The organism is Halomonas tibetensis (genome assembly GCF_042643535.1).
Classification (GTDB): domain Bacteria; phylum Pseudomonadota; class Gammaproteobacteria; order Pseudomonadales; family Halomonadaceae; genus Halomonas; species Halomonas tibetensis.
This window is the reverse complement of sequence record NZ_JBHRSQ010000008.1, coordinates 224,744-237,410: the sequence shown is the minus strand read 5'-3', so window position 1 is coordinate 237,410 and position 12,667 is coordinate 224,744. Positions and strand designations below refer to the sequence as shown.

Sequence of the window (12,667 nt, the reverse complement as noted above, 5' to 3'; positions counted from 1 at the left end):
ACCATCCCGTATTTACATGCCCCGGGGCGCGAAGATGCCGGGTGCGTTGCGCCAGTAGCCCTTGTAGTCCATGCCGAAGCCGAAGACATAGCGGTCGGCGACCTCCAGGCTGCAGTAGTCGGCCTTGAGGTCAGGAATCGCCTTGCGGTCGTGCTGCTTGTCGACGAGCACCGCGGTGGAGATGCTGGCGGCGCCGGCCTCGCGGCAGTAGGCGAGGATGGCGGCCAGGGTGGCGCCCTCATCGAGGATGTCGTCGACGATCACCACGTGGCGGCCGGCCATGGGCACTTCAGGAGAGACGCGCCAGAACAGCTCGCCGCCGCGGGTACCGCCCCGATAGCGGGTGGCGTGCAGGTAGTCCACCTCCAGCGGGAAGCCGAGGCGCGGCAGCAGGTGGCCGGTGGTGATCAGGCCGCCGTTCATCACGCAGTAGAAGACCGGCAGCTGCTCGCCGAGGTCGCGAGTGATCTCGGCGGCCATGCGGTCCAGGGCGCGCTGCACGGCCTCCTGGGTGATCAGGCAGTCGGCGCTGTCCATCACCTCGCGCATGTCGGCAAGGGACGGGTGAAGATCGGCATCGAGTTTGGGCATTACGGTGGCTCGCGGTCGAAGAAAAAAGGCAGAGGGCTCAGGCCAGGGCCTCGAGGTGGGCGTGGACGCGGCGCCAGCGGGAGAGCGCGGTAAGCGTCGAGAGCACCGGACGGGCCCGGCCGTAGCGCAGCCGGGTGAGGCGGCTGACACCGGGGCGCTGACGGCAAGCGTCGAGCACATCGGTTGCCGCGGCACGGTCATTGCACACCAGCAACATGTCGCAGCCGGCATTCAGCGCCGCGAGGGCACGCTCGCCGGGGCTGCCGGCAGAGGCGGCCCCGGCCATGCTCAGGTCGTCGGAGAAGATCACGCCCTTGAAGCCAAGGCTCTGGCGCAGCAGACCAAGCCAGACCGGCGAGAAACCGGCAGGGCGGGAATCGAAGGCGGAATAGACCACGTGGGCGGGCATGATGCCGTCCAGGCGGCCGGCCAGCCGGGTGAAGGGCACAAGGTCGCGCTGGCGAAGGACCTCCAGCGGGCGGGGGTCCACCGGCAGTTCATGGTGGGAGTCCGCGGCTACGCCTCCGTGGCCGGGAAAGTGCTTGCCCACAGCCACCATGCCGGCCTCGTGCAGGCCGTTGACGAAGGCGCCGGCCAGGGCGGCAACGATCTCGGGGTCGGCGGAAAAGCTGCGATCACCGATCACCGTGGACGTGCCGTCGTCGACGTCGAGCACGGGAGCGAAGCTCAGATCCAAGCCGCAGGCGGCCATTTCCATACCCAGCAGCCAGCCGGCGTCCTGGCAGAGCCGCCGGGTGACCTCGGGATGGCGGGCCACGCCCGCCGCCAGTCGCGCCATGGACGGCAACCGGGTGACGCCCTGGCGCAGACGCTGCACCCGGCCACCCTCCTGGTCGATGGCCAGCAGCAGCTCCGGGCGGACCGAGCGAATCGCCAGGCTCAGTTCGCGCACCTGCTCCGCCGATTCGGTGTTGCGGGCAAACAGAATGACCCCTCCCACCTCGGGACGTGCCAGCAGCGTGCGCTCCTCGGCAGTGAGGGCGGTACCTTCCAGGTCAAGCATCACCGGACCAAGGGTCGTGGGCATGATCGATTCCATGGCATGAAAGGGGTAAGAGTTTAAAGGGACAAGAGTCTAGGGCATCGCTAGCGGGAGTGACAGCGCCGCCGGCGCCCATGGCAATCAAGCACCGTTCAGGCTTCCTGGGCTGCCAGCGTAACCGGCGTCGGCAGCGGAGCCTGCATGGCGGCGACCACCACCGGGCGCAGGCGTCGGATCAGATCGCGCACCGTGACATGTTCCTGATAATCCTTCTCGGCGATGTCGCGGAGCGCGTCAAGGCCGGAGAGGGTGAAGATCACCGTGCCGAGCATGAAGTGAAGGCGCCAGAAGCGTTCGGCATCGGGAAGCTCGGGAGTGGCCTGGCGAACCAGTTCGGTGAAGCGGGTAAAGACGCTGCCGTACTCCTCCTGAATATAGCGGCGCAGGTGCCCTTGGGCCTGGCTGTAAGCGAGCCCCAGCAGGCGCATGAAGACCTTGAGGCTGTTGCGCTCCGCAGGCACCTCCAGCACGCTGCGCGCCATGGTCTCCAGCAGCTCCTCAAGGGGGATCACCTCGTCGCCGTAGTGAGCCTGGAGCTCGTCCAGGGCGCGGTGAAAGCGCTCGGTGAAGGGGTCAAGATAGCGGGCAAACACCGCCTGGATCAGCGATTTCTTTGAGCCGAAGTGGTAGTTCACCGCGGCCAGATTAACCTTGGCCTTGCTGGTGATGGTGCGCAGCGAGGTCTCGGCGAAGCCACGCTCGGCGAACAGCACCTCGGCCGTATCAAGGATGCGGGTGACGGTGTCGGTCTGGGCCATTTGGAGAGTCCCGATAAAAAGTCCCGATAGAAAGTCCCGATATAGAGTCCCGATAAGAATCCCGGTCATAAACAGGTGTTTCAAACGTAAAATGAATTGTAAGCCAGCCGAAGCACCATTCTCAATGCCCGGCGGGACAACGCGTTTTAAACGAAGCCTTACTTCTATCAGCGCGACGGAGGCTTCTGGTGGGCGCCAGCAAAACACCCATTACTGGATGGAATAACATGCTGTATACTTGATCACTAACGTATTCACCCAGTCGCCGATTCCGCCTCGGAGGTCGCATGGCACGCCCCCTCACCCAGCGCCAGCAAAACGTCTATGACTTTATCGTCAAGACCCTCCAGGACCTTGGCTATCCGCCCACCCGGGCCGAGATTGCCCGGGCCCTGGGGTTCCGCTCTCCCAACGCCGCCGAAGAGCACCTGCGGGCGCTCGAGAAGAAGGGCGCCATCCGCATGATCGCAGGCACCTCCCGCGGCATACGCCTACCCGCCCAGGAGCAGGAACCCGTCGCTGAGGGCGATGCCCCGCTGCAGGGGCTGGCAATCATCGGCGAAGTGGCTGCGGGAAGCCCGATCCTAGCCGCCGAGCATATCGATCGCTACTGCCCGTTGCCCCCTGAGTACTTCACGCCCCGGGCCGACTACCTGCTTAGGGTCCGCGGCCTTTCCATGAAGGATGTCGGTATCCTGGAGGGTGATCTGCTTGCCGTGCACCGCACCGAGCGGGTGCGCGACGGCCAGATCGTGGTAGCGCGCCTGGAGGACGAGGTAACCGTGAAGCGCTTCCAGCGCAGCGGACACGTGGTCACCCTGAGCGCCGAGAATTCAGAGTTCGCTCCCATCGAGGTAGACCTGCGCCATCAAGCGCTGGAGATCGAGGGCATCGGGGTGGGCGTGATTCGCGGCGGCAGCGGCCAGGCACTGGGGTAGGCGCCGACAAGGGCCCTTACCGAGTTTGCCCCATGAGAAAGATCCTTCATGCCGACTGCGACTGCTTCTTCGCGGCGGTGGAAATGCGCGACAACCCCGCGCTCACGGAACTGCCGCTGGCTATCGGTGGAAGTCCCGAGCGACGCGGGGTCATCGCCACCTGCAACTACCCCGCCCGGGTCTTCGGCATCCATTCGGCGATGCCCACGGCCCGAGCCTTGCGCCTCTGCCCCCACCTCACCCTGCTGCCCGGCAACTTCGACAAGTACCGCGACGTCTCTCAGCAGGTCCAGGCGATCTTCCATGAGCTGACTCCTCTGGTGGAGCCCCTCTCCCTGGACGAGGCCTTCCTCGACGTCAGTGAGGTGGAGCGCTTTTCCGGCAGCGCCACCTGGATGGCCCGCTGGCTCAAGGAAGAGAGCCTCGCGCGCACCGGCATCACCCTCTCCGTGGGGGTGGCGCCCAACAAGTTCCTGGCCAAGATAGCCAGCGACTGGGAAAAGCCCAACGGCCTGACGGTGATCACCCCGGAGCGCATGGAGGATTTCCTGCAGGCGCTGCCGGTGAAAAAGCTCCACGGCGTGGGGCCCGCCACCGGTGCCCGCTTGGATGCCATGGGCATTACCACCTGTGCGGCACTGGGCGAAGTGCCGCTGGAGCGGCTACTCGAGGCCTTCGGCAAGTTTGGCAAGCGGCTTTTCGAGCTGGCCCGGGGCATCGATGAGCGGCCGGTGCGCCTGGAGCGCGAGCGCAAGTCAATCAGCGTAGAGAGCACCTTTGCCCAGGACCTGCCCGATCTCGCCAGTTGCCGCCAGGCCTTGGCGCCGCTTTGCCAGAAACTAGAGGAGCGCATCGCCCGCCACGGTCACCCTCCCCTGGCCGGGGTAGTGGTGAAAGTGCGCTTCGACGACTTCAGCCTGACCACCCTGGAGAGCCGCGGCCTGGCCCCCTCCCCCGAGAGTTTCTCCCGCCTTCTCGAACAGGCCTGGGAACGTGGCCGCCGCCCGGTTCGCCTGCTCGGCGTCGGCGCCCGCCTGCTACCGGAGTCTCATCGCCGCCAGCTGACGCTGCCGATCGGCTGATGTGGTGTGCGAAACACTAGCCGATGCTACTGGGTATCGATATAGCGGTGGTCGTTGAAGGTGGCGACCCAGTTGGGATGATAAACCAGCAGAATGGTCATGAGCATGCCGGTGATGAAGGCCTCGGAGGGCATCAACAGCGGCAGGAAGCGAGCGTACTCCATGGCCTGGTAGAGGGCGTGGGCGTCACTGGCGCCAAGAGCCATAAGCCCCACCGCCGCTAAGCCTGCGACCAGCGTCGAAAGCGCAGCGCCAAAAAAGCCACAGACGAACATGAAGACCATCAGGTTATCGGGCAGTCGGCGGTCCACGAGTCGCCAGATCAGCACCGTGACCAGCGCCGGTATCACCCCGGTGACCAGCAGGTTGACGCCCAGCAGCGGCCAGTCGACGCGACCGGTAATCACCGCCGCGAGGTTGACGATCAGGATTGAAGTGAGCGCAAGCGGGGCCTTGAAGACCAGGGTGAGCAGCGCGGTGAACATCAGGTGCAAAGAGAGCCAGTCCACCGCCTGGGCGCGCAGCTGCCACATCAATAGCACTGCCACGGTGGCGGCAAGCCAGCGGTGTTGCAGCGCAGTATCCGCGAGCAGTGCTCTCCAGGGTCGCTGGGCCAGCGCCAGGCCGTAGAGCAGAAACGACACCAGGCCACAGAGCATCAGCAGCCAGGGGGCGATCACCGCTTGAGAAAATGACATGAAGTGCCTCTCGTCGTAACACTGCTTGCCCGATTAGGCGAAGACTACCGTCTTGTTGCCGTGGATCAGCACGCGATCCTCCAGATGCCAGCGCAGCCCGCGTGCCAGCACCGACTTCTCCACGTCGCGGCCGAAGCGCACAAGATCGCCAGGGGTGTGGCAATGCGTGACCCGGTGGATGTCCTGCTCGATGATCGGGCCGGCGTCGAGCTCTTCGGTGACATAGTGGCAGGTGGCGCCAATCAACTTTACGCCCCGCTCATAGGCCTGATGGTAGGGCTTGGCCCCGGCGAACGAGGGCAGAAAGCTATGGTGAATATTGATCACACGACCGGCATAGCGTTCACAGATCGACTGCGGCAGGATCTGCATATAGCGGGCTAGCACCACGCAGTCGGCCCGGACCTCATCCACCAGGCGCACGACCTCGTCGAAGGCGACCTGCTTCTCGTCGGGGCTTACCGGCACGTGATGATAAGCAATGCCGTGCCACTCCACGAGGCCGCGCATGGTCTCGTGATTTGAAATCACCGCGGCGATATCGCAGTCGAGCTCGCCGGCAGTCCACCGGTAGAGCAGGTCCACCAAACAGTGGGATTCCTTCGAGACCATCAGCACCACCCTGGGGCGATTGCGAGTATCGGTGAGCGCCCAGGTCATGTCGAACGCTTCGGCGATGGGGGCGAAGGCCTCGCGCAACGTCTCGGGGGGCATGCCGATGGAGTCGGCCAGGATCACGTAGCGCATGAAGAAGCGTCCGGTCTCCAGGTCGGAGTGCTGGCTCGCCTCGGTGATGGAACCGCCATGGCCGGCGATGAATCCGGACACCCGTGAAACGATGCCCACCCGATCGGGGCACGAGACCACCAGGCGATAGTAGTGTGACATGAGGTGACTCTGGCTGGGTTGGGAGTAACGTCTAGGCGTACAGGCTGACAGTGTAGCGAAAACAGGGGGTTCCGGCACCCGTGAAGCGGCACGCGTTGTGGCTGCCCGGGCCCATCCCGTATAGTGAAGGCACACTTTCCGAGCCCACTTCCCCCGATGCCACAGCCCAGAGTTCAGATTCGCCCTCGCCGTCGTCCTCCCCTGCACTTCCTGCCGCTGGGAGGCTGTGGCGAGATCGGCATGAACCTGAGCCTTTATGGTTACGGTGAAAGGGACCAGGAAGAAGAGTGGGTCGCGGTGGACTGCGGGATGATGATACGTCAGGACCTACCCGACAGCCCCCTCCAGGTGCCTAACCTGGACACCCTGACTCCCTTGGGCATTCGCCCTCGTGCGCTGATCATTACCCACGGGCACGAGGACCATATTGGCGCCGCCGCCTGGCTATGGCCTAAGTGGGGCTGCCCCATCTGGGCCACTCCGCTAGCCGCCGCCCTACTGCGCGCAAAATTTGTTGAGCGGGGCCTTACCACCGACGCCATCCGGGTCATCGAACCTGGCGAAGCTATGGAGACCGGCCCCTTTACCCTTCGCTTCCTGCCTGTGACCCACTCCATTCCCGAGAGCTGCGCTCTGTTGCTGGCCGCCGGGGAATACCGCGTGCTGCACACCGGCGACTGGAAGCTGGACCCCGAGCCACTGATCGGCAACCCAATGTCGGCGGCCACTTTCCGCGCCATCGCGCCGGTAGATCTGGTGATCGGCGACTCCACCAACGCCCCCATGCCGGGACACTCGCGCAGCGAAGGCGAGGTGGCCCAGGCGTTGGAGCACACCATCGCCCACTGCAAGGGGCGCGTGGTGGTCTCCTGCTTCGCCAGCAACCTGTCGCGAGTGCTCTCCATCGGTCGTGCTGCCCAACGCACCGGCCGCCGGATCAGCCTGATGGGCCGCTCCATGGAGCGCATGGTGGGGGTGGCCCGCGGCCTGGGCTATCTGGACGACTTCCCTGCCTTGGTTCCCGTATCAGATCTCGGCTACCTGCCCCCCAACGAGGTACTCGTGATCGCCACCGGCAGCCAGGGCGAGCCCCGTGCGGCGCTCAGCCGGCTGGCCCGCGGCCGCCATCACGCCATGGAACTGGGCGCGGGGGACAGCGTGATCTTTTCGGCCAAGGCGATTCCCGGCAACGAGCTGATGATCGAGCGGCTCAAGAACGGTCTCAGGGGGCTGGGCGCGACCCTGCTCGACGAGTTCAACCACCCGGAGCTGCATGCCTCCGGTCACCCCGCTCAGGAAGAGCTACGCACCTTCTACGGCTGGGTGAAGCCGCGCCACCTGCTACCGGTTCACGGTGAGCCGCGCCACCAGCGGGCCCACTGCGAACTGGCCGAATCGCTAGGAATTCAAGCACCGCTGGCGCCAGTTAACGGCGACTTGATACGCCTGGATGCCGAGGGACTGACGCTAGAGGCCCGCCACCCCCAGCCGCCCTGTATCGTAAGCCAGAACGCCGTGGCGCCGCTGGCTGGCCTGACCGGCAACAGGCCCGGGCCGCGCCATGGCAGCCTGTATCTGGCGATCTCTGTCACTGCCACCGGCGAAGGCGGCTGGACGCGTATCGGCCGGCTAATGCTGGATGCCAGCCAGTCCAGCCCCATCGATGAAGAGGCTTTCAGCGACTGGATTGACGAAGTACTGGAATCGCTGTCAGGTGACACCCTGGCTGAGCTGCGCCTGGCGCTTCAGCCGCAGCTGGTGGGCTGGTTTGCCAATCACCTACGCCGCCTACCGGAAATTCACCTGCAAATCCTGGCCGTTGAGGCGCCCTCGGCGACCGAGCTGGGATGAACAGCTGAGTGGGATAACCGAAGCATAAAAGCCGCTCGATGAGCGGCTTTTTGGGACGTGGCGCAGGGCCTTCAGGTCTTGGTGGCGTTCTTCGGCGGACGGCCGCGCTTGCGGCGAGGAGGGTCGAGCACCAGGTCGTCGACGGAGAGACCGGCCTCGCTGATAGCCTCGAGGATCTCGGAGCGCTTGCGCTCCTTCTGCAGCTCCTCATCTTGGCGATGACGCTCTTCATCTTTTTTCTGCTCGATCACCTCTTCGATCACCTCGGAGAGCTTGTGGAGCTGCTCCATACTGAGCTGACGTGCGGCGGCGCGAGCGACATTCTTGTTGCGAGCGATACGCTCCAAGGATTCGCTGGACATGGATCCCCTCCTGAACCGAAAAACGAGACGTATGTTGCGTTTGTGTTATCGAAGAAAGTATATGCATCTTGGCCGGATTGGCAAGAAAAGCCATGCGATTATACAAAAGAATGGCGGGCTATTAATGCCCGCCTTGACCACCAGGAACGCTTGGGAAAGTCACGCGAAAGCGGGCTCTCAGCCACCGGTCATGTTCATGAAGCGGACCACGTGAACATCGCCGTCGGTGGTAAAGTGGTGGCGCTCTGGCTTGAGGGGCATAGCCTCCACGATGGCCCGCTTGAGAGCTTCGATATCCCCCGGGTGGGCACGCAGCACGCGGCGGAGATCCACCGAATGTTCGTTACCAAGACAGAGCAGCAGACGCCCCTCGACGGTGACCCGAACACGGTTACAGGTGGAGCAGAAATTGTGGCTGTGAGGTGAGATGAAACCCACTCGGGTGTCGCTGTCGGCCATGCGGAAATAACGCGACGGGCCTAGCGTGCTTTCGGTAGTGGGAGTGAGCGGATAGCGAGTCTCGATCAGCGCCTGGACCTCGTCGCTAGAGCAATAGGTCTCGTCGCGGCGATGGTCGGATACGTCGCCCAGGGGCATCTCCTCGATAAAGCTGATATCGAGCCCCTCATCGCGGGCGAACGTCACCAGGTCGATCACCTCGTCGTCGTTGCGTCCCTTGAGAATCACCGCGTTGAGTTTGGTCCGCTCGAAACCGGCCTCGCGGGCGGCACGAATACCATCGATGACCCGGGCGAGATCGCCGGTGCGGGTCAGTTGGCGAAAGCGCTCGGGATCAAGAGAATCCAGGCTGATATTGAGCCGTGTCATCCCCGCCTCGCGCAGCCGTCTAGCGAATTTCGGCAGGCTCGCACCGTTGGTGGTCATGGCGAAGTCGCGAAGCCCCGGCAGCGCACCTATCTGCTCAACCAGCTGGTCGATATCCCGCCGAACGAGGGGCTCGCCGCCGGTCAGGCGCACCTTTTCTACCCCCAGCTCGATGAAAGCCCGAGCCACCAGGGCGAGCTCTTCCAGGGTCAGCACTTGGGCGCGAGGCAAAAAAGTCATCTCCTCGCTCATGCAGTAGACACAGCGAAAGTCGCAGCGGTCAGTCACCGAGATACGCACATAGCGCACGCGCCTGCCAAAGTCGTCGATCAGTTCCTGGGGCAGTGTTGTCATTGCCATCCCTCGTGATTTTGCGCGAATCAGGCCTTCCAGCGGCTCGCATCCTGGTGGTCGGAGTGGCGCTCCGCGACCCAGTAGTCACCTTCTGTGGCGTGCTCCTTCTTCCAGAAGGGAGCGCGGGTCTTGAGGTAGTCCATGATGAAATCGCAGGCCTCGAAGGCCGCTCGTCGATGGGCGCTGGCCACCGCTACCAATACGATAGGGTCTCCGGGGGCCAGTCGTCCAATGCGGTGGATCACGCGCACGCCGTCCAGAGCCCAGCGGCCCTGAGCCTCGGTGACGATGGTTGCCAGCGCCGACTCTGTCATGCCGGGATAGTGCTCCAGGGTCAGGGCGTTGATTTCCGGGCGTTCGTTGAAGTCGCGCACCAGGCCGGTGAAGCAGACCACCGCGCCAATATCGGTGCGCCCGGCCAACAGCGCATGCTGTTCGACACCGGCATCGAAGGGCGCCTCCTGCACGCGAATGGTCGAGTCATAACGTTCGGTGTCATCAGCCATGCAGTCAGCCTCCCGTGACGGGCGGAAAGAAGGCCACCTCGTCATCATCAGTGATCGGTGTGTGATCCCCGGCCATCACCTGATTTACCGCACACAGCACACGCCCCTCATCGAGGCCCGCCAAGCGCGGGTCCAGGGCCTTGAGGGCTACCTTGAGGCCGCCAACATCGTGCCGAGCCAGATCGGAGAGCGGTACAGAAAGTTCGCCGATACCGAGCCGTTCGCGCAGTTCCGCCAGACACTTGACGCGGATACAGGGCGAGGCGATATCACAGCGGCTCCCCACGGCCACCTGGCCATCGTGTCCCTGGCCGGTAACAATGGGACCCTCGGCGCCGGTGACGACTGTCATATCCGCTGTCTCGCCAATACCGCCTCCTCGGTGATAGCTGCCGGATTTGCCGCCGGTCTTGGTATCCAGGCGAATCGCGTCAATCACCATGCCATTGTCCACCGCCTTGCACATATCATAGAGGGTCAGACAGGCCACCGAGACGGCGGTGAGTGCCTCCATCTCCACGCCCGTGCGGCCGTTGAGCCGGCAGGTGGCGGTGACCTCCACGCAGCTCTCCACTTCGTTGAGGGCGAAGTCGATGGCCACCTTCGACAGCGCCAGGGCGTGGCAGAGAGGGATCAGCTCATGAGTCCGCTTGGCAGCCTGGATACCAGCGATGCGCGCCGTGGCCAGCACATCGCCCTTGGGCAGGCCGCCCTCGGCGATCAGCGCCAGGGTGTCTGGCAGCATGGTGATGCGCCCGGAGGCGCTCGCTTCCCGACGGCTCTCCGGCTTGTCGGCGACGTCCACCATATGGGCTTCGCCGCGGGCGTTGAGATGGGTCAGTGACATGGTCAGTGCCTCACGGATAACGGAAAAGGGGTTGGATGGTCACCGCCTCACCGGCGGCCACGGACACGCGGTGGGCGGCGATCTCGATCAGGCAATTGGCCTGGACCATGGAGGAGAGAATGCCGGAACCCTGGGCGCCGGTTCCGGCGACCCATAGCCGACCGTCGGCGTCGCTGCGATAGATCCCTCGCAGATAGTCGACGCGCCCGGTGCGGCTCTTGAGCGCATGCTCGGCCACGGCAACCAGTTGGGGCGTCTCCACCGTCACTCTCCCCTGCAGGCTGGCCAGCAGCGGAGCGGCAAACTGCAGGAAGGTGACCATGGCCGCCACCGGGTTACCGGGCAGACCCAGGAAGGGCACGCCGCGGGGGCCCAGACGGCCGCAGGCCAGCGGGCGTCCGGGACGCATGGCGATCTTCCAGAAGCCCAACTCGCCCTGAGCCGCCAGGGCCGCCCGGGTGTGATCGGCGTCGCCCACCGAGACGCCGCCGCTGGTGATCACCAGGTCCGCTTCGGCGGCGGCTCGCCCCAGGGCATCGGCAATAGCGTTGCGGGTATCAGGCAGAATGCCCAGGTCGAGCACCTCGGCGCCGTGCTCGGCCGCCAACGCCATCAGGCTGTAACGGTTGGCATCATAGATGCCCGCCTTGGGCAGTGGCTGCCCCGGGGCGGTGACCTCGTCGCCGGTAGAGAAGAGCGCCACCCTGGGGCGACGATGGACCGCCACCTCGGCGCGGCCCAGGGAGGCCAGCAGGCCCAACTCCGGCGCGCCGAGCCGGGTGCCGGCAGTCAGCGCCAACGCACCTCGGGCAATATCCTCGCCGGCCTGGCGCACGTTCTGGCCGCGCTTGACCCGGCCGGGGGTATCGATGATGGCCCAGCGTGCACCGTCGGCACTCTCTTCTTCTGCCAGCTGCTCGCGCATGATCACGGTATCGGCGCCGGGCGGCAGCGGCGCACCGGTGGTGATGCCGGCACACTCGCCGGGAGCCAGCGGAGCCGTGGGCGCCTGGCCGGCGTGGATTTCCATCATCCGACGAAAACGCACCGTTTCCGGGCTTTTTTGGAAATCGTTCTTCTCCACGCCCTCGTCGGGCCAGGCCAGGGCGATGCCGTCCATGGCGGCGTTGGTACACTGGGGCACGTCATGAGGCGAGACGGCGTTCTCGGCCAGCACACGCCCGTGAGCCAGAGCCAGGGGCAGGTACTCAGGGGGCATCGGACCGGCGACAAGCGAGAGCACCGCCGCCCGAGCCTCCTCCACGGCCAACATGCGCTCGCCCAACTCGAAACAGGAGAGGGTCATGGTGAAGACAACCGATCGGCTTCAGAGCGCGGCTTGCGCTCTTGCGCCCAGCGCGCCGGCCAGGCGGCAATCCAGTCGGACAGCGCCGCAACATCGTTGAGGTCCAACGTCTCGACACCGGCCGGCAGCGCCAACGGCTCATCGCTGGCCACCGCCCTCACCCAGAGATCCTCTGCCACACGCAGCGGCTTGCCCAGGGCCGCACGATAAAGCTCGAGCTTGGGCAGGGGCCAGGCCTTGAAGCCCTCTACCAACACCAGATCGGGCCGCTGAGTGGCCACCAGCGCCACCAGCTGAGCCAGATCGGGTTCTTGCTGGCCAGGGGTCTCCATCATCATCGCCAGCCGCGCATGGGAGGCCACCAGCATGGGAGCGGCGCCGGCCTGGCGCAGCCGGTGGCTGTCCTTGCCGGGCTGGTCGACGTCGAAAGTGTGATGGGCGTGCTTGATGACTGCCACGCGCAGGCCGCGCTCGGACAGGCGCGGGAGCAGCGCTTCGAGCAGGGTCGTCTTGCCGGTGCCGCTCCACGCCGCGATGCCAAGCAGCGGCAGCGATGTCTCCAGCAACAGCGGTGCCTGGTCGTTCGGGTTCATAGGGC

At 65.0% G+C, this 12,667-nt stretch carries 14 protein-coding genes; 3 read left to right on the top strand and 11 right to left on the bottom strand.

Annotated features, from left to right (window positions below):
• Positions 1-12: 12 nt before the first annotated feature.
• From ACFODV_RS06145 to ACFODV_RS06135, 3 genes are all read right to left on the bottom strand, one after another.
• Complete coding sequence (locus ACFODV_RS06145; protein ID WP_379756213.1) at positions 13-591, bottom strand: hypoxanthine-guanine phosphoribosyltransferase; 579 nt, start codon at positions 589-591, stop codon at positions 13-15.
• A 37-nt stretch (positions 592-628) separates the two neighbouring features.
• Positions 629-1,639 (bottom strand): beta-N-acetylhexosaminidase, encoded by a 1,011-nt coding sequence (gene nagZ / locus ACFODV_RS06140; protein WP_379756210.1) that lies wholly within the window; start codon positions 1,637-1,639, stop codon positions 629-631.
• 107 nt (positions 1,640-1,746) lie between these two features.
• On the bottom strand, positions 1,747-2,412 hold the full coding sequence (locus ACFODV_RS06135; protein ID WP_379756207.1) for a TetR/AcrR family transcriptional regulator: 666 nt from the start codon (positions 2,410-2,412) through the stop codon (positions 1,747-1,749).
• Between the two features lie 287 nt (positions 2,413-2,699).
• Between ACFODV_RS06135 and lexA the strand changes: the two genes are divergently transcribed.
• Positions 2,700-3,350 (top strand): transcriptional repressor LexA, encoded by a 651-nt coding sequence (lexA, locus tag ACFODV_RS06130; protein WP_379756204.1) that lies wholly within the window; start codon positions 2,700-2,702, stop codon positions 3,348-3,350.
• A gap of 32 nt (positions 3,351-3,382) precedes the next feature.
• The gene (gene dinB / locus ACFODV_RS06125; RefSeq protein WP_379756201.1) at positions 3,383-4,432 is read left to right on the top strand and encodes a DNA polymerase IV; all 1,050 of its coding nucleotides are present in this window, start codon (positions 3,383-3,385) and stop codon (positions 4,430-4,432) included.
• A 26-nt stretch (positions 4,433-4,458) separates the two neighbouring features.
• On the opposite strand, the gene ACFODV_RS06120 is transcribed toward dinB, so the two are convergent.
• Positions 4,459-5,130, bottom strand: a complete 672-nt coding sequence (locus tag ACFODV_RS06120) for an energy-coupling factor ABC transporter permease (RefSeq protein WP_379756198.1) — start codon at positions 5,128-5,130, stop codon at positions 4,459-4,461.
• A 33-nt stretch (positions 5,131-5,163) separates the two neighbouring features.
• The gene (gene purU / locus ACFODV_RS06115; protein ID WP_379756194.1) at positions 5,164-6,018 is read right to left on the bottom strand and encodes a formyltetrahydrofolate deformylase; all 855 of its coding nucleotides are present in this window, start codon (positions 6,016-6,018) and stop codon (positions 5,164-5,166) included.
• A gap of 240 nt (positions 6,019-6,258) precedes the next feature.
• On the opposite strand from purU, the gene ACFODV_RS06110 reads away from it, so the two are divergent.
• The gene (locus ACFODV_RS06110) at positions 6,259-7,869 is read left to right on the top strand and encodes a ribonuclease J (protein WP_379756314.1); all 1,611 of its coding nucleotides are present in this window, start codon (positions 6,259-6,261) and stop codon (positions 7,867-7,869) included.
• Between the two features lie 71 nt (positions 7,870-7,940).
• Here the strand turns inward: ACFODV_RS06110 and ACFODV_RS06105 are convergent, their stop codons facing one another.
• The 6 genes from ACFODV_RS06105 to mobB all read right to left on the bottom strand — a co-directional run bounded on the left by ACFODV_RS06105 (position 7,941) and on the right by mobB (position 12,662).
• Entirely contained in the window at positions 7,941-8,231 is a 291-nt protein-coding gene (locus ACFODV_RS06105) for an H-NS family histone-like protein (RefSeq protein WP_379756191.1), read from the bottom strand.
• 177 nt (positions 8,232-8,408) lie between these two features.
• Positions 8,409-9,401: a GTP 3',8-cyclase MoaA gene (moaA, locus tag ACFODV_RS06100; protein ID WP_379756311.1), complete on the bottom strand. Its 993-nt coding sequence runs from the start codon at positions 9,399-9,401 to the stop codon at positions 8,409-8,411.
• A gap of 35 nt (positions 9,402-9,436) precedes the next feature.
• Positions 9,437-9,916 carry a molybdopterin synthase catalytic subunit MoaE gene (gene moaE / locus ACFODV_RS06095; RefSeq protein WP_379756188.1) on the bottom strand — a complete coding sequence of 160 codons (480 nt, stop codon included), beginning with the start codon at positions 9,914-9,916 and terminating at the stop codon, positions 9,437-9,439.
• Between the two features lie 4 nt (positions 9,917-9,920).
• A complete protein-coding gene (gene moaC, locus ACFODV_RS06090; RefSeq protein WP_379756185.1) occupies positions 9,921-10,763 on the bottom strand; it encodes a cyclic pyranopterin monophosphate synthase MoaC in 843 nt (280 codons plus the stop codon).
• A 10-nt stretch (positions 10,764-10,773) separates the two neighbouring features.
• Entirely contained in the window at positions 10,774-12,069 is a 1,296-nt protein-coding gene (moeA, locus tag ACFODV_RS06085; protein ID WP_379756182.1) for a molybdopterin molybdotransferase MoeA, read from the bottom strand.
• The gene (mobB, locus tag ACFODV_RS06080; RefSeq protein ID WP_379756179.1) at positions 12,066-12,662 is read right to left on the bottom strand and encodes a molybdopterin-guanine dinucleotide biosynthesis protein B; all 597 of its coding nucleotides are present in this window, start codon (positions 12,660-12,662) and stop codon (positions 12,066-12,068) included. Before mobB ends, moeA begins: the two co-directional genes overlap by 4 nt.
• Positions 12,663-12,667 lie beyond the last annotated feature (5 nt).

Coding starts and splice junctions, on each gene's coding strand:
- ACFODV_RS06135 (WP_379756207.1), bottom strand. CDS start 2,412: ATGGCCCAGACCGACACCGTCACCCGCATCCTTGATACGGCCGAGGTG.
- ACFODV_RS06145 (WP_379756213.1), bottom strand. CDS start 591: ATGCCCAAACTCGATGCCGATCTTCACCCGTCCCTTGCCGACATGCGC.
- moaE (WP_379756188.1), bottom strand. CDS start 9,916: ATGGCTGATGACACCGAACGTTATGACTCGACCATTCGCGTGCAGGAG.
- ACFODV_RS06110 (WP_379756314.1), top strand. CDS start 6,259: ATGAACCTGAGCCTTTATGGTTACGGTGAAAGGGACCAGGAAGAAGAG.
- ACFODV_RS06120 (WP_379756198.1), bottom strand. CDS start 5,130: ATGTCATTTTCTCAAGCGGTGATCGCCCCCTGGCTGCTGATGCTCTGT.
- purU (WP_379756194.1), bottom strand. CDS start 6,018: ATGTCACACTACTATCGCCTGGTGGTCTCGTGCCCCGATCGGGTGGGC.
- ACFODV_RS06105 (WP_379756191.1), bottom strand. CDS start 8,231: ATGTCCAGCGAATCCTTGGAGCGTATCGCTCGCAACAAGAATGTCGCT.
- mobB (WP_379756179.1), bottom strand. CDS start 12,662: ATGAACCCGAACGACCAGGCACCGCTGTTGCTGGAGACATCGCTGCCG.
- moaC (WP_379756185.1), bottom strand. CDS start 10,763: ATGTCACTGACCCATCTCAACGCCCGCGGCGAAGCCCATATGGTGGAC.
- moeA (WP_379756182.1), bottom strand. CDS start 12,069: ATGACCCTCTCCTGTTTCGAGTTGGGCGAGCGCATGTTGGCCGTGGAG.
- lexA (WP_379756204.1), top strand. CDS start 2,700: ATGGCACGCCCCCTCACCCAGCGCCAGCAAAACGTCTATGACTTTATC.
- nagZ (WP_379756210.1), bottom strand. CDS start 1,639: ATGCCCACGACCCTTGGTCCGGTGATGCTTGACCTGGAAGGTACCGCC.
- dinB (WP_379756201.1), top strand. CDS start 3,383: ATGAGAAAGATCCTTCATGCCGACTGCGACTGCTTCTTCGCGGCGGTG.